The organism is Amycolatopsis sp. NBC_00438 (assembly GCF_036026695.1).
Taxonomy (GTDB): Bacteria; Actinomycetota; Actinomycetes; order Mycobacteriales; family Pseudonocardiaceae; genus Amycolatopsis.
Genome location: NZ_CP107923.1, coordinates 2292748 through 2308432, shown reverse-complemented (window position 1 = coordinate 2308432; position 15685 = coordinate 2292748). Strand labels below are relative to the sequence as shown.

Sequence of the window (15685 nt, the reverse complement as noted above, 5' to 3'; positions counted from 1 at the left end):
GCACTGCCCTCTAAGCGACGATGCGGTCGATCTCGGCCAGCTCCTCGTCCGTGAAGTCCAGGTTCGCGACCGCCGCGACCGTGTTCTCCAGCTGGGCCATGCTGCTCGCCCCGATCAGCGCCGAGGTCACCCGGCCGCGGCGCAGGATCCACGCGATCGCCAGCTGCGCCAGCGACTGGTCACGCCGCTCGGCGACGTCGTTCAGCGCGCGGATCCGGCCCAGGGTCTCCTCGGTGATCCGGTCCTGGGTCAGGAACGGGCTGGCCCCCGCCGCGCGGGAGTCGGCCGGGATGCCGTCGAGGTAGCGGTCGGTCAGCAGGCCCTGGCTCAGCGGCGAGTACGCGATCGAGCCGACGCCGTGCTCGGCCAGGGTGTCCAGCAAGCCGTCCTCGACCCAGCGGTTCAGGATCGAGTACGACGGCTGGTGGATCAGCAGCGGCGTGCCGAGCTCGCGCAACGCCCGCAGCGCGGCTTCCGTCTGCTCGGGCGAGTAGTTGGAGATGCCCGCGTAGAGCGCTTTCCCCGACCGCACCGCCGTGTCCAGGGCCCCCATGGTCTCCTCGATCGGGGTGCCCGGGTCCGGCCGGTGCGAGTAGAAGATGTCGAAGTGGTCCAGACCGGTGCGGGCGAGGCTCTGATCGAGGCTCGCGAGGACGCTCTTGCGGGAGCCCCATTCGCCGTACGGGCCGTCCCACATCAGGTAGCCCGCCTTGGACGACACCAGGATCTCGTCACGGTACGGCCGGAAGTCGGCCGCGTAGTGCCGGCCGAAGTTCGCCTCCGCCGCGCCCGGCGGCGGGCCGTAGTTGTTGGCCAGGTCGAAGTGCGTCACCCCGAGGTCGAACGCCCGCCGCAGCACCGCGCGCTGGACGTCGAGGGGCTTGTCGTCCCCGAAGTTGTGCCACAGGCCGAGCGACACGGCGGGCAGCTTGAGCCCGCTGCGCCCGGCGCGCCGGTACGGCATGCCCGCGTAGCGGTCCTCGGCGGCGACGAAAGGCGACATGGTTCTCCTTGTCGGGAGGGAAAAGGCTCCCGCAGTCTACGGGTGTGATCAGCTTCCTTCGACGATCGCGCCCAGGTCGAGCGACAGCGCCCCGGCGAACGACACGCCCGGCGCCAGCACGGGCAGCAACGTCGCCTGGTAGGCGTGGTAGACGTCCGGCTTGCCCGCCCAGACCGTCGCGGCGGGCCGGTTGCGCGGGTCCAGTTCGTGGTGCCACGAACCGCGTTCACGGTCGACGAAGCAGGCCTCGGCGTGCGCGCACCACTGTGCGAACCGGGCGAGGTAGGCCGGGTCGCCGGTCTCCTGGTGCAGGGTCCACGCGGCGGCGATGGCCTCGGCCACCACCCAGTGGAGGCGGTTGCGCACCACCGGGACGCCGTCGAAGCCGGTCGTGTACACGAAGCCGGGGTGGCCGTCGACGGCCCAGCCGTCCCGCACCGCCGTGGCGAACAACGCCTCCGCGTCCGGTAGCAGCCACTCCGGCGCTTCGGCGCCGAGCGCGCGCTTCAGGTGTACCGCCAGGCGGGACCACTCGAGCAGGTGCCCGATGGTGACGCCGAACGGCCGGAACGGGTGCGCCGGCTCGTCCCGGTTGAACTCCAGCAGCACGCGCCAATCCGCGTCGTAGTGCTCCGGCAGGCGCCAGCCGTGCGCGCGGGCTTCGCCGTGCACCAGGTGCTCCACAATGGACAACGCGCGGGCGGCCCAGACCGGGTCGCCGGTGACATCGTTGACAGCGAGCAGCGCTTCGACCGTGTGCATGTTGGCGTTGGCGCCGCGGTAGGCCTCCAGCCGCGTCCAGCCGCGGTCCCAGACGTCGGCGACCAGGCCCGGCCCGGCCTCCCAGAACCGGCGGTCGACGACCTCGAGGGCTTCCGCCAGCAACGCGTCCGCGCCGTCGGCCCCGGCCGCGACGGCGCTCGTGGCCGCCAGCACGACGAACGCGTGCTCGTAGGCGCGTTTCCCGTCGTCCACCGGGCCGGCCGCGGTCGCCGAGGCGAACCAGCCGCCGTGCTCGGCGTCCCGCAGCAGCCCGGTCAGCGCCGCGACGCCGTGCGCGACCTGCTCCGCCGCGCCCGGCACGCCTTGCAGCGAAGCGAGCGCGAAGACGTGCGTCATCCGGCAGGTGATCCACGTTTCGACGGGCCGGTCGAGCACCGGGTGCCCGGTGTCGTCGAGCCAGGCGAAGCCACCCGCGGGGTGCGCCGCCGGGGCGGCGAAACCGAGCAGCCGGGCGGGTTCGGCCCGCACCCAGGCGGGAACCGAAGACGGAATGTCCACTTTCCGACAACCTTGCCTTTCTCGACTGACCAGCCCGTGATCGGCTGCCTTTCCCAAGGTATGCCAAAGCTCGCGCGCGGGTCACCCGCCCCCTGCGGGAGATGTTCCGCAAGCCGCCGTCACCGCGTACCCTGACTTTGGGAGCGCTCCCAGTCTTCGACGCACGTAACCCGACGAAGGGACCGACGTGACCAGGAGACGAAGTACGATCCTCGCCGCCGTCACCGTCTTGGTGGCGAGCCTGACCGCCGTGCTGCTGAACACGGGCACCGCCGAAGCGCACGGCGCCCTGATGAAACCGGGCAGCCGGACCTTCCTGTGCTGGCAGGACGGGCTGAGCTCGACCGGCCAGATCATCCCGCAGAACCCCGCCTGCTCGGCCGCGGTGGCCACCAGCGGCGCCAACTCGCTGTACAACTGGTTCGCCGTGCTGCGCTCCGACGGCGCCGGGCGCACCCGCGGCTTCATCCCGGACGGGAAGCTGTGTTCCGGCGGGAACCCGAACTACGCCGGGTTCGACCAGGTCGGCGACTGGCCGCTGACCCACCTCACCGCCGGGGCGTCGTTCGACTTCTCCTACAACGCGTGGGCGGCCCACCCGGGCTGGTTCTACACCTACGTGACGAAGGACGGCTGGGACCCGTCGCAGCCGCTGACCTGGAACTCGCTGGAGGACCAGCCGTTCCTGACCATCGACCACCCGCCGGTGACCGGCCAGGTGGGGACCGTCGACGGCCAGTACAAGTGGACCGGCGCGCTGCCGGCGGGCAAGTCGGGCCGGCACGTCATCTACTCGGTCTGGAAGCGCTCCGACAGCGCCGAGACGTTCTACGGCTGTTCGGACGTCACCTTCGACGGCGGCCACGGCGAAGTCACCGGCGTGCACGATCCGGGCACCCCGCCGACCACGCCGACGACGCCGACGTCTCCCCCGCCCACCGGCGGCTCGTGCATGGCGATGTACCAGATCACCAACACCTGGAGCGGCGGCTACCAGGCCACGGTGACGATCATGAACCACAGCACGACGGCGTATTCCGGCTGGCAGGCGGGCTGGACGCTGCCCGCGGGCCAGACGGTCGGCAGTGTCTGGAACGGCACGCTGAGCCAGTCCGGCTCGGTGGTCACAGTCCGCAGCGCGGACTGGAACGGCCGGGTCCCGCCGGACGGCGAGACGACGTTCGGCCTGGTCGTGAACGCGTCCGGGACCAACCCGGCCCAGCCGTCCCCGACCTGCCAGGGCACCTGAGGCCGAAGTCCGTGAATGGCCCGTCGAGGGACTCGAAGTCCCTCGACGGGCCATTCACGGACCCGGACGCGGGGGGCCGGTGCTGCCGCGGGTGATCAGGGTCGGCGGTGACGTGCAGACGTCGCCGGGGTCGCCGCCCGTCAGCAGGTCCCGCAGCACCGACACCGCGAGCGCGCCGAACTCCGCGACCGGGCGCCGGACCGCGGACAGCGCCGGGCGGACCAGGCGGCAGAGGGCCGAGTCGTCCCAGGCCACCACCGAGACGTCACCCGGCACCGCCAAGCCCAGCTCCCGCAGCGCGGTGAGCCCGGCGACGGCGAGGACGTCGGTGTCGAACAGCAACGCGGTCGGCGGGTGCGGCCCCGCCAGCACGCGGCGGGTCGCGCCCGTGCCGGCGTCGCCCGACAGGTCCGTGTGGACGGTCCGGGCACCGGGCAGGCCCAGCCGGTCCGCCACGGCGGCGAACGCCTCGGCCCGCACCCGCGACCGCACCAGCACGGCCGGCCCGGCGATCCACGCGACCCGGCGGTGCCCGAGCCCGGCCAGGTAGCCGAGCACCTCGCCGACCGCGGCGGCGTCGTCCATCCGCACGGACGGGACGCCCGGGTGGCCGAGCGGCCCGCCCAGTGCCACCGCCGGCAGACCGATCCGGGGCAGTTCGGCGATCCGGACGTCGTCGCGCCGCGGGCCGGTGAGCAGCACGCCGTCGGCCCGCCGCTCGCCGTGCCAGCGCCGGTAGACCTCCAGCTCGGCGGCGTGGTCCGGGGCGACCTGCAGGATCAGCGACGCCGCCCCGAGCTCGCGCTGGATCCCGGTGAGCAGGGCCGGGAAGACCGGTTCGACGCCGAGGACGTCCGCGGGCCGGGCCAGCACCATCCCGACCGCTCCGGCGCGCCCGCCCGACAGGGCCCGCGCGGTGCTGCTCGGCGCCCAGCCCAGTTCCCGGGCGATCGCGGTGATCCGGTGCCGGGTCGCCTCCGAAACGCCGGGGCGGCCGTTGAGGGCGTAGGAAACGGCCCCTTTGGACACTCCGGCCTCGCGGGCGATGTCGGTGATCGTCGGACGCTTCATCGCGCTCCTCCACGGGACCCGTTGCACCACAGGAACTCGACCCCAGTGCTTAACCGATTCATCGCGTGCCCGTGTCCGTCCGGACACCCGCAGTCGCCCACCTTGACACCCGTGGCCTGCGGAAACAAGACTCCAATCGGGAGCGCTCCCACCCTCGTGTGCGAGCGCGAGTCGCGAACCGGGAGTGCGCACGCGTGAGGAAGTTCCGAAGAACACTGGCGGCCGTCACGGCCGCCGTCCTGCTGGTCCTGACCGGGGGCTGCGGCCCCGCCACGCCCGAGAGCTTCACGCTCACGCTGGCGACGTTCGGGCAGTTCGGCTACGACGACCTGATCCCGGGGTACGAGTTCACCCACCCCGGGCTCACCATCCGCCAGGTCCGGACCGAGCAGGGCGGCCCGTACCACCAGGACCTGCTGGCCAAGCTGCAGAGCGGGCAGGGCCTGGCCGACGTCCAGGCCGTCGAGGAGGGCCATCTCGCCGACGTGCTCGCGCAGTCGGCGAAGTTCGCCGACCTGGCCGAGGTCGGCCCGCCCGACGTCAAGCCCGGGCGCTGGCTGGAGTGGAAGTACGAGGCCGGGCGCAGCAAGGACGGCAAGCTCGTCGGGTACGGGACCGACATCGGCCCGCTCGCCCTGTGCTACCGCAAGGACCTCCTCGACGCCGCCGGGCTGCCCACCGACCCCGGCTCGGTGAAGACGATGTTCGCCACCTGGGACAGCTACTTCAAGGCCGGCGAGCGGTACGTCAAGCGCTCGAAGGGCAAGGCCTGGTTCGACTCCGCCGCGCAGAACTTCAACGCCATGGTCAACCAGCTGCCGGTCGGCTACCTCGACCGGCAGGACCGCCCGACACTGGCGACGAACACCGCGCTCGAGGCCGCCTGGAACCAGGTCACCACGGCCGTCGAGCAGGGCCAGTCGGCCGGGCTGACGGCCTTCGCCGACGACGGCAACGCCGGCCTGCGCAACGGGACGTTCGCGACGAAGGTCTGTCCATCGTGGATGCTCGGCGCCATCGAGCAGGAGGCCGGAACCGCCAACGCGGGCAAGTGGGCGATCACCGACGCATTCCCGGACGGCGGTGGCAACTGGGGTGGCTCCTACCTCACGGTGCCGGCGGCGAGCCCGCACCAGCGGGAGGCCGCCGCGCTGGCCGCCTGGCTCACCGCGCCGGAGCAGCAGCTGCACGCGTTCCGGGCCAGCGGCAACTTCCCCAGCCAGGTCGACGCCTTCACCTCCCCCGACCTGCTCAGCGAGATGAACGGCTACTTCGGCGGCGCGCTGAGCGGGCAGGTCTTCGTCGCGCAGGCCCGCAAGGTCGGGAAGCCGCAGTACAAGGGCCCGGGCGACGGGAAGATCCAGGAGACGGTCGTCGCGCCCGCGCTCAAGGCCGTCGAGCAGGGCGCCGACCCCGCCGCGGTCTGGCAGCAGGTGAAGCTGGGGGTGAGCCAGGTCGTGCCCTGACCGGAAATCCGCTGGAACGGGGGCGCCGGAGCGGGCAGGGTGGCGAGCATGACCACTCCCCTGCCCGCGCCCTGGCAGCGCTTCGGGGTCCGGCGCCCCGGTCCCGCCGATCACCTTCCCGTGCTGGCCCTCCTCGACGACTGGTGGGGTGGCCTCGGCGGCGAGGAAGGCGTGCGGCAACGGGCGCTCCTCCTGCCGAAGCTGATGTTCCAGCACTTCGGCGACAGCAGTTTCCTGGTTACGTCGGACGAACGGATCGTCGCGTTCCTGATCGGGTTCCTGTCGCAGTCGCGGCCGGACGAGAGCTACATCCACTTCGTCGGCGTCGATCCCGCCGAGCGCGGGCACGGCCTCGGCGCCGCGCTCTACGAACGGTTCTTCGCCTACAGCCGGGCACACGGGCGCTCGGTCGTCCGGGCGATCACGTCGCCGCAGAACAGTGGTTCGCACGCGTTCCACACCAGGATGGGGTTCGTCACCGAACCCGGGCCGAAGGAGTTCGAAGGACGGCCGGTCCAGCCCGACTACGACGGGCCCGGGCTGGACCGGCTCTCGTTCCGGAAGGACCTCAGCCCCACAGGCTGAACGTCTTCACACCCAGCCCGGTCTGGCCCTGCCACGGCTCGAAGCCGAACTGGACACTCGTCAGGTACCAGGCGTCGCTGATCTCGCCCCGGCTCACCGCGTCCCGGGTGAAGTCCGTGAGGTTGACGCCGAGGCTGTCGGTGCCGCTGGTCCGGACGTAGGAGATGACGTTCCAGCCGATGTTGCCGAACCAGACGTTCCAGGTCGCGCCCGCGAGCTGCACGGTGCCGATGACACTGCCGACCGGCTGCGGGGCGCCGCGGTGGTTGCCCCAGATCATCACCTCGGCGCCGGTGTTCTGCCCGGCCGGGTGGGGATTCGGGTCGTACCAGACGTCGTAGGAGGCGTCCCACTGTCCGGCTTGGACGGTCGTGTAGTCCACCCGGGACGTCAGGGAGCCGAGCGAACGGACCTGGCGGGGCAGGCCGCTGCCCGTGCTGCAGTTGCCGTAGTGGCAGCCGGCGTAGACCGACGGGTAGCTGCCCGGAGCGCCGTTCGTCGGCCGGTTGTGCGACGCCGTCGTCACGCTGAAGCCGGTGCCGGACACCGAGAGGCACTGGGTCGTGTCGTCACCCCAGTTGTTGTTCTGCACGATGTAGCGGCCGCCCTGGATGCGCAGCGAGCCGTACTTGTCGCACAGCTGCGTGTCCGCGGCCGCCGGTGGCGCGGTGAGCACGACACCGCCGGACAGCAGCACGGCCGCGGCTCCGAACGACGCCATTGTGGCTCGTAGCCGGTTGCTCATGAAGACTCCTTCCGGTTGCGGAACGGGTGGAAACCCGGGCCGGACGGCGGCTGCGCAGGCACCGCCCGGCCCGGGAGATCGGTTACTGCACCGCCGGGTAGGCGTTCTGGACCAGCTGCTCGAACTGGGCCTCGAACCACTTGCCCGACAGCGGCGAGTTCGGCAGGGCGCCGGTCAGGTTGCCGCCGTTGGCCTGATCGCTGCCGTGGAAGGTCGGGTCGCACATCCCGTCGAAGCCCTTGCCTTCGTCGTTCGGGATCTGCTGGCTCGCGCCGTCGGACTCACCCGGCGGCTTGATCCAGACGTAGGCGTCGAAGTGCGCCGCGGGCGACGCGGTGGGCCGCACGCCGAGCCCGGCCCCGCTCTGGTTGCACCAGTTGCCGCGGTGCAGCCGCCGGTCGATCCGGCCGGAGTTCACATAGCTGTCCACAGTGGACCCCGACGCGCCGGTGGGCCGGGCCGAGCCGCCCCAGCCGTTGCGGGAGGTGTCGATCAGCATGCCGATGCCGCTCGGCAGGCCCGCGGAGACGAACGCGTTGTACATCGCCGTGGCGAACGGCACCTCGGCGAAGTACGGGTTCCACTGGTAGAACGTGGCCGACCGGAGGGGCTGGCCGCCGACGTTGAGGCTCGAGTCCGGCAGGTTCGGCTCGGTGAGCGGGGTGTAGTTCGCCGTGTCGCTGATGAACCCGTCGATGCTGTTCACCCCGGCCGTCGTGCCCTGCAGCGTCTGCTTGACCAGGTTGACGAACGGGCCGAAGTTGCTGTCCCAGCCCAGCCACGCCGAGTGCGCGATGTCCAGGTAGTTGTAGACGTTGGAGATCGCGTGCAGCTTGTTCAGCGCGTACTGGATGCCCTGGGTGTAGGCCCCGGTCGACTGCGCTTCGGCGCACTTGGCCGTCGCGGTGTTGGTGATCAGGTTGGGCAGCGAGTCCGGTTCGACGACCGCCACGACCCGCAGCGGCGCGTACTTCGAGTCCGACAGGATCGAGGCGATCGCGTCGATGTACTCGCTCTTGTACCGGGCCAGACCGCCCGAGCCGGCCTGCAGCTCACCGTTGGACGCCAGCGCCGCGCAGTCGCGGTTGGGCAGGTCGTAGACGACGATCTGGATCGTCACCGGCGTGCCGCTGCCGCTCTGGGCGAGCGCCGCGTCGAGGTGCCCGCGCAGCCCGCGGGCGCTCGACGTGCCCTCGATCGCCGCGATCCGGTCCAGCCAGACGGCGGTTGAGGTGTTGGCCACCTTGGCCATCTGGGTGCCGAGTGTGCCGCCCTTGGCCGCCGCCGCCGCGGTCACCTCCGCGGACCAGTCCGGGTTCACGTACCCCTTGGCCCCGGAGTAAGGGTTGTCCACGTGCGTCCCCGGCTGGGGCGGCGTCGTGGTGGTCGTCGGGGTCGTGGGCGTCGTCGGCGTGGTCGGGGTCGTCGGCGTGGTGGACGGACCGCCCGTGCTGCCGTCGCAGACGACGCCGTTGAGCGAGAACGACGCCGGAACGGCGTTCGTGCCGGAGTACGAGCCGTTGAAGCCGAAGCTCGCGGTCGCGTTCGACCCGAGCGCGCCACCCCACGACGGGTTCTTCGCGCTCACGTGCTTGCCGCTTTGGCTGAAGGTCGCGCTCCAGCCCTGCTGGACCTGCTGGTTGCCGGCGAAGTCCCACTGGACGTCCCAGCTCGAGACGGCGTCGCCCAGGTTGGTCACCGCGAGGTTCGCGGTGAAGCCGGTGTCCCACTGGTTGACGGTGTAGGTCACCTTGCAGCCGCTGGCGGCGGCCGCCGGGCTGCCGCCGGCCACCACCAGGCCGGCCACGACGGCCGCGGCCGTCACCGAGGACGCCACGGCGAGCCGTGACTTCCTCTTCGCGGACCAGAATCCACTCTTCATCGAGTGCGCTCCTTCGGGTTGGGGGATCAGGTTGATGGATCAGATTGGGGGATCAGGAAGTACAAGGGGTGGCGCCGACGGCGAACCCGGCCGGCGTCCCGCTCGAGGCGCCGGTCGCCTGGAAGCCGATCGACGTCGACGCGCCGCCGGCCAGATCGGGCGCCCAGGTCGGCGCTTTCGCGGTCGCCTGCGTGCCGGACTGGGTGACGGTGGCGCCCCAGCCGCCGGTGATCTGCGTGCCGGACGCCGCGGTCCAGCCGAGCGACCAGGCCTTCAGCGGGGTGGTGCCGGTGTTCTTCAGCGTCACGGAGGCGACGAAGCCGCCCTGCCACGTGTTGTCGACGTGGTAGGTGACCGCGCAGCTCACCGCGGGTGGCGGATCCGTCGTGCCGCCGCCCGAACCCGTCGGCGGGATCAGGTACGGCTGCAGGATCGCCTGCTTGGCCTGGTTGACGGTCGTCCAGTCGTCGTTGAGGATGCCGCCGGTGTCCCCGGAGTTCGGGTTCCACGACCAGTACGTGAAGCTCATCCCGGTCGCCCCGGTGCCGGCGTACTTCATCAGCTCCTGCAGCCAGACCTTGTCGCGCGGGTCGGCGAGCGTGGTGCCGAACTCGCCGAGCAGCACCGGCGCGATGTTCTGCTTCTGCAGGTAGCCGAAGAAGTGGTCCCACAGCGCGGGCAGGTTCGCCGGGAACGCCGGGTCGGAGAACCACGGCTGGGCGAACACCGACGTCGCGTACTCGTGCGCCGAGTAGACCAGCTTGTCCGGTTTGGACAGTCGCACGGGGGACTGCCGAGCGCCGGAGAGGTTGCCGCCCCACCAGCCGCACTGCGGGTCGCCGGTGCCGCTGACGCAGTCGACGCCCTCGACGATGACCAGCCAGTCCGGGTTCGCGGCCAGGACGGCGTTGCCGCCGCGTTCGGCGGCGAGGCGCCAGTCGGTCGCGGTGTCCCCGCACCCCCAGCACGCGCCGCCGCCACCCTGGATCGAGTGCGGCTCGTTGTGCAGGTCGGCGCCGATCACCGTGGTGTTGCCCTTGTAGTGCTGGGCGAGCATCGTCCAGTCGGACAGCCAGCGGCTTTCGGGGTAGGCGCTGGTGTACCAGAGCGCGGACTGCGCGCCGGAGTCCGGCCGGTGCTGGTCGAGGATCACCCGCATGCCCTTGGTGCCGGCGTAGCCGATGATCTTGTCGAGCACCTGCAGCCCGGAAAGCCCCTGCAGGTCCGGGTTCTGGACGGCGTCGATGCTGTTCGGCTTGACGCCCGGGTCGAAGAGCTGGTTCGAGTACGGCAGCCGCAGCGTGTTGTACCCGAGGCTCGCCATCTGGTCGAGCATGTCCCGGTAGTTGCGGCTCCACAGGCCGTGCGGCGAGTAGTTGCCGGTCTCGGCGCCGAACCAGTTGACCCCGGTCATCCGGACCGGTGCGCCGGTGGCGTCGACGAGCTGGGAACCGGACGCGTGCCAGTACCCGGTGCCGGTTCCGGTCGATGCGGCACTTTCACGTGAAAGTGCCGTCCCCAGGTGGGCACTTTCACGTGAAAGTGCCGGGGCGGGGGCCGCGGTGGCCGGGGACGCCGTGAGAACGGCGCCCCCGACCAGTGCGGCGACCGCCAGTGCGAGCAGTCGCTTCATCGAGTGCCTTTCAGCCGAACAGGGCGACGTGGGCGGCGAACGCCGTGGCGATCTCCGACTGCGACCAGAACCGGTGGTAGGTGAACGTCGGGGCGGCGCCACCGTCCAGGTAGGCCTGGACCTTCGGCCACTGCGGATCCGACTTGTAGAACGACCGGATCGAGGTGAACGTCGAGCTCGAGCTGATCGGGTCGCCGTTCGGCATCGTGCCGGTCCAACCGGAGGGCACGTACAGGCCCTGGTCGGTGGTGGCGTTGTAGGCGTCGTCGAACCGGTTGTAGTCCGTCCGGGTCTCCGGCACCGCGATGCCCTGGGTGTCCGCGTTCGCCGACAGCGCCGTCAGCAGCTGCTCCCCCACGCTCTTGGCCTGGGCGTTGCCCGAGCCGGAGGCGTAGTAGAGCAACGTCTTCGACAGCGAAGCCGCCACGCCGACGTCGTTGTTGTAGTTCTTCACCGTGACGTGCAGGCCGTTGTTCGACCCCGGACTGGTGGAACTCCAGGTATCCGGCGCGCCGCTCCAGGTCAGGTCGGCCGGGATCTGGAAGCTCCCGCCGGCACCGACCGTGGTGCCCGCGATGGCCCACGGGACCCACTTGTCGAGGATCTTCTTGGCCCGGGCGTCCTTGGTGGCCTGGTAGTACTCGGCGATGCGTTCCATGCCCCAGGTCTGGAAGCCGAACCACTGGTTGCTCGGCGGGTCGTGCCAGACCGGCGCCTGGTCGTAGAACATGCCGTAGAACGTCGGCGTGCCGCTGGGCGGCGTGCCGTACTGGCCTTCCCAGCTGTTGGTCGCGCCGCCGGCGAGACCGCCCTCGGACGACTGGAGCCACTGCAGGAACTCCATCTGACGGCCGAGGCTGGTCGCCCAGTCACTCGCGCCGGTCGCCGACGTCACCTTCAGGCCCGGATCGGTCGAGAGCGCGTACGCGGCCAGCGGGTTCTGGTAGCCCTGGTGGGCCGCGCCGTCACCGATGCGCCACGCCCACGCGCTGGACGAGTCCATCGACCCGCCCCAGGCGTAGTACCAGGAGACCAGGTAGTGCTCGCTGTCCTTGCCACTGCCCGCGGGGCAGCTACTGGGGTTGACGCAGTTGCCGATCTTCTTGAAGTACTTGTCGAACAGCGAATACCGCAGGTAGTCGCCCATCTTCGAAGCCTTCTTGACGACGGCCGCGACATCGGAGCTCTTGCCCTGGGCGGCGGCCCACTTTTCGGCCTGGAACGCCACCTGCACGGCGCGGGCATCCGCGTCGGGCGCGTCGGTGTACTTCCACTGCTTCGCGTACGACGAGTCGCCGGTGAACAGGTCGAGGTAGCCGTTCTTGCCGCCGAACTTCAGGACGTCACAGCTGGGCTGGGTGACCGTCTCCCAGACCGACTCCTGCGAACCGCGCTGGAAGGTGTTGATGAACGCGGGCGCGGTGTTCGTGCCGTCCTCGCAGTGGCCGAACTTGTAGATGTTGTCGACGTCGAGCAGCCAGTGCATGCCGTAGACGTCCGGCGAGCCGTAGGCGGCCTTCAGCTCCGCCGCGATCGGGTCACTGCCGACCGACACACCGGACTGCAGCTGTGACGGGTACGACTTCGGGCTCGGGTACTCCGCCGCATAGGTGGCCGGCTTGCTCGCGTTGTAGCCGGAGTTGCCCGGCTGGTCGGCCGCGGACGGGATCGCGTACGTCTCGATCGACGTCCACGCCGCGTTGAACGGCGTCCAGTCCCCGGTGATCTGACCGTAGGAGGCCTCGAGCCAGAGGTAGTAGCTGAACGCCTCCGACGTCGTCTCGTGCCCGTGGTCCGGCGCCTCGACGATCAGCGTTTCGATCGAGTGGTAGGGCACCAGGATGCTGCCGAACTTGCGGAAGTAGCCGTTGTTCGGGTCCTTGATCTTGTTGTACTGCTTGAGGAACTCGACCTGGTAGTCCGATGTGGACGCCGAGATCTCGGTGACCGTGACGCTGGCCGCGGTGTAGCCGTTGCTGCTCGCGGTGAAGGTCGCGCTGCCGAGCGCTCCCCCGTTGTCGGCGCTCTTCACGGTGACGTTCTGCGGCGTGCTCCAGTTCGCCGTCGTGAAGGTGAGGCTCGCCGGGGTGGCCGTCAGGTCGGTGCTGCCGGTCGTCTTGGCGATCGCGACGGTGACCGGGCTCGTCGGCGCGCCGGCCAGGCTGACCCCGAAGGTCGTCGTACCGCCCTGCTTGACCTGCGCGGTCGCCGGGGTGGCGACGATCGTCGGGCCGGACAGGACCTTGACGCTGACCGGGCTCGAGGAGGTGGAGGCGTTCTTGTTGTCGTAGGCCTTCGCCGTGATCGAGTAGGTCCCGGCGGGGACGTTGCCCCAGTTGCCTTCGAACGGCGCGGACGTGTCGGTGGCGAGCAGCGTGTCACCGGCGTAGAACTCGACCTTGCCGACGGTGCCGTCGGTGTCGGCCGCGGTCGCGGCGAGCGGGATGGTGGCCGGGGCGTAGTAGGTACCGGTCGAGGTGGGCGACGTCAGGCTGACGGTCGGGGCCTTGTTGGCGCCGGTGCACGCGGAGCCGTTGACGGAGAAGTTCGTCGGCGGGCGGTTGGCGGAACCCTTGGTGCCGTTGAAGCCGAAGCTGGTGCTGGCCCCCGTCCCGAGGTGGCCGTTGTAGGAGAGGTTCGTCGCCGTGACCGCGGCGCCGGTCTGGGCGAAGGTGGCGCTCCAGCCCTGCTGGACCTTCTGGCCGTCGGGGAACGTCCAGCCGACCTGCCAGCTGTCGAGGGCCGCACCGTCGTTCCGCAGTGAAACGTTGGCCGTGAACCCGGTGTCCCAGTCGTTGGTGGTGTAGGTGACGGAGCAGGCCACGTCGGCGGCGAGCGCCGGTGGCACGGGGACGAGCAGGGCGGCCAGGACCACCGAACTCGCGACCAGCGGCAATACGCCGGCCTTGATGGGATGAGGGGAACGCATGGCTGCGGAACTCCTTTGTCCGTAGGGAGCCAGCGATCTGGGAGCGCTTCCAGGCGCAGACGGTAGCCAGCCGGAAACACCCCTGTAAAGAATCGAGTCAGAAGCACACGGTTCACCGCGGCCCGGTCGTTGCCGACCCGCGAGTAGTCAGCCCGCTGAACACTCCTGAACAGCCCCACCCGTTGGTCGCGACGTCACCCGCCTGGCCCAGCCGGCCGGTCACCCACCGTGCCTTTCCACGCCCGGCTTGCGCCAAAGGCGTAGACCTGGACTAGGAGCGCTCCCAGCGTCCCGAGCCCACTACTCGCCACCGTGTCGTCCACCCAGGTACGCGTGTCGTCCCCCGAAGTACGCGTGTCGGCCATCCCGGTGCGCGTGTCGACCCCAGGATCACGCGAGTCGACCCTCCAGACACGTGAGCCGACCCTCCAGACACGTGAGCCGACCCTCCAAGCACGCGAACCGACCCTCTGGGTACGCGAACCGACCGTCCAGGCACGCGAGTTCGCCCCATCCGGCTGTGCGGGACGGGGCATCAGCTGTGATCAGGAGGTCGACACGCGTGATCAGAGGGACGACACCGCACTCCGGGAGGCAGCACGTACCCAGGAGGCCGGTTCGCGTACCTGGGTGGACGACTCGCGTACCCGGGTGGACGACTCGCGTACCTGGGTGGACGACACGCGTACCTGGGCGGACGACACGGCTGGGGTCAGGCGGAGCCGCGGATCGCCAGGGAGACCGGGAGGACGTGCTGGCGGGGCTTCAAGGCGTGGTCGTCGAGGAGCTGCAGCATGGTCTCGACCATGGCGTGGACCTGCTCGCGCGGGTCCTGGTGCACGGACGTCAGGGGCGGGTCCATCGCCGGGGCGAGGGTGGCGTTGTCGTCGAAGCTGACCACCGCGATGTCCGCCGGGATGCGGCGGCCGGCCGCGTCCAGCGTGCGCAACGCGCCCACCGCCATCATGTCGCTCGCGACGAAGACGGCGTCGAGGTCCGCGTGCCGGGCGAGCAGCGCGGACATCGCGTTCGCGCCGCCCGAGAGCGTGAAGTCGGCCTCTTCGGCCAGGTCGACGGGGTCGAGCCCGGCGTCGAGCAGCGTCTTGCGCCAGCCGGCGAGCCGGTCGATCGCGGCGCTCTGGTCCTGCGGGCCGGCGATCGTGCCGATCCGCCGGCGGCCGGCCGCGACCAGGTGTTCCACGGCCAGCCGCGCGCCGCCTTCGTTGTCGAAGTCGACGACGTGGACGCCGCGGCGGATGCCCGCCGCCTGGCCGCCGAACACCACCGGGATGCGCAGCAGCCGCAACGCCTTGGGCAGCGGGTCGGCCCGGTGCGGGGCGAAGACCAGCGCGCCGTCGACGTGCCCGCCTTCGAGGAACCGGACGGTCTTGCTCAGGTCCTCGCGGGTGTCGCTGAAGATCAGCACCATCTGCCGGCCGACGTCGGCGAGCTCGCGGTAGCCGGCGCGCATGACCGCCGTGCGGTACGGGTCGTCGAGCAGCCGGGACTCGGGCTCCGAGAGCACCACCGCGATCGCCCCGGTCCGCCGGGTGACCAGCGAGCGGGCCGCCTGGTTCGGGGAATAGCCCAGGTCACGGGCCGCGGCCTGGACCTTCTCCCGCGCCGCCGCGCTGACGTACGCGTCGTCGTTCAGCGCCCGTGACGCCGTCGACCGCGACACGCCGGCGAACGCCGCGACGTCCTCCAGTGTCGGCCGCTCTTCATCCCCTGCTCGAGGCCCCACGGCACCGCCCTCGTTCCCACATCCACCCTGACGCCCTCAGCTTATCGTCCGCCCGTCCCGGCGACCGGGAGCGCTCCTCGCAGGAAACACTCCGGTT

Annotated in this window: 11 protein-coding genes; 3 read left to right on the top strand and 8 right to left on the bottom strand. The window is 70.8% G+C overall.

The genetic code is table 11. The features are described from left to right. Window positions 1–10: 10 nt before the first annotated feature. On the bottom strand, window positions 11–1003 hold the full coding sequence (gene mgrA / locus OG494_RS10850; protein WP_328454495.1) for an L-glyceraldehyde 3-phosphate reductase: 993 nt from the start codon (window positions 1001–1003) through the stop codon (window positions 11–13). A gap of 48 nt (window positions 1004–1051) precedes the next feature. Beyond that, complete coding sequence (locus OG494_RS10845; protein WP_328454494.1) at window positions 1052–2284, bottom strand: AGE family epimerase/isomerase; 1233 nt, start codon at window positions 2282–2284, stop codon at window positions 1052–1054. Window positions 2285–2471: 187 nt separating this feature from the next. Between OG494_RS10845 and OG494_RS10840 the strand changes: the two genes are divergently transcribed. Beyond that, entirely contained in the window at window positions 2472–3533 is a 1062-nt protein-coding gene (locus OG494_RS10840; protein ID WP_328454492.1) for a lytic polysaccharide monooxygenase, read from the top strand. A gap of 54 nt (window positions 3534–3587) precedes the next feature. Here the strand turns inward: OG494_RS10840 and OG494_RS10835 are convergent, their stop codons facing one another. Continuing rightward, window positions 3588–4604, bottom strand: a complete 1017-nt coding sequence (locus OG494_RS10835; protein WP_328454490.1) for a LacI family DNA-binding transcriptional regulator — start codon at window positions 4602–4604, stop codon at window positions 3588–3590. Between the two features lie 194 nt (window positions 4605–4798). On the opposite strand from OG494_RS10835, the gene OG494_RS10830 reads away from it, so the two are divergent. After that, a complete protein-coding gene (locus OG494_RS10830; RefSeq protein WP_442874399.1) occupies window positions 4799–6070 on the top strand; it encodes an ABC transporter substrate-binding protein in 1272 nt (423 codons plus the stop codon). A 48-nt stretch (window positions 6071–6118) separates the two neighbouring features. Beyond that, a complete protein-coding gene (locus OG494_RS10825; RefSeq protein ID WP_328454488.1) occupies window positions 6119–6655 on the top strand; it encodes a GNAT family N-acetyltransferase in 537 nt (178 codons plus the stop codon). Here OG494_RS10825 and OG494_RS10820 read toward each other — a convergent pair. The 5 genes from OG494_RS10820 to OG494_RS10800 all read right to left on the bottom strand — a co-directional run bounded on the left by OG494_RS10820 (window position 6639) and on the right by OG494_RS10800 (window position 15552). Then, entirely contained in the window at window positions 6639–7400 is a 762-nt protein-coding gene (locus tag OG494_RS10820; RefSeq protein WP_328454486.1) for a GH12 family glycosyl hydrolase domain-containing protein, read from the bottom strand. The genes OG494_RS10825 and OG494_RS10820 overlap by 17 nt on opposite strands. Window positions 7401–7482: 82 nt before the next feature. After that, entirely contained in the window at window positions 7483–9282 is a 1800-nt protein-coding gene (locus tag OG494_RS10815) for a glycoside hydrolase family 6 protein (RefSeq protein WP_328454484.1), read from the bottom strand. Window positions 9283–9334: 52 nt separating this feature from the next. Then, window positions 9335–10915, bottom strand: a complete 1581-nt coding sequence (locus OG494_RS10810; RefSeq protein ID WP_328454482.1) for a cellulase family glycosylhydrolase — start codon at window positions 10913–10915, stop codon at window positions 9335–9337. Window positions 10916–10925: 10 nt separating this feature from the next. Next, on the bottom strand, window positions 10926–13844 hold the full coding sequence (locus OG494_RS10805; RefSeq protein WP_328454481.1) for a glycoside hydrolase family 48 protein: 2919 nt from the start codon (window positions 13842–13844) through the stop codon (window positions 10926–10928). 712 nt (window positions 13845–14556) lie between these two features. Then, window positions 14557–15552 carry a LacI family DNA-binding transcriptional regulator gene (locus OG494_RS10800; protein WP_328458917.1) on the bottom strand — a complete coding sequence of 332 codons (996 nt, stop codon included), beginning with the start codon at window positions 15550–15552 and terminating at the stop codon, window positions 14557–14559. Window positions 15553–15685: the final 133 nt, after the last annotated feature.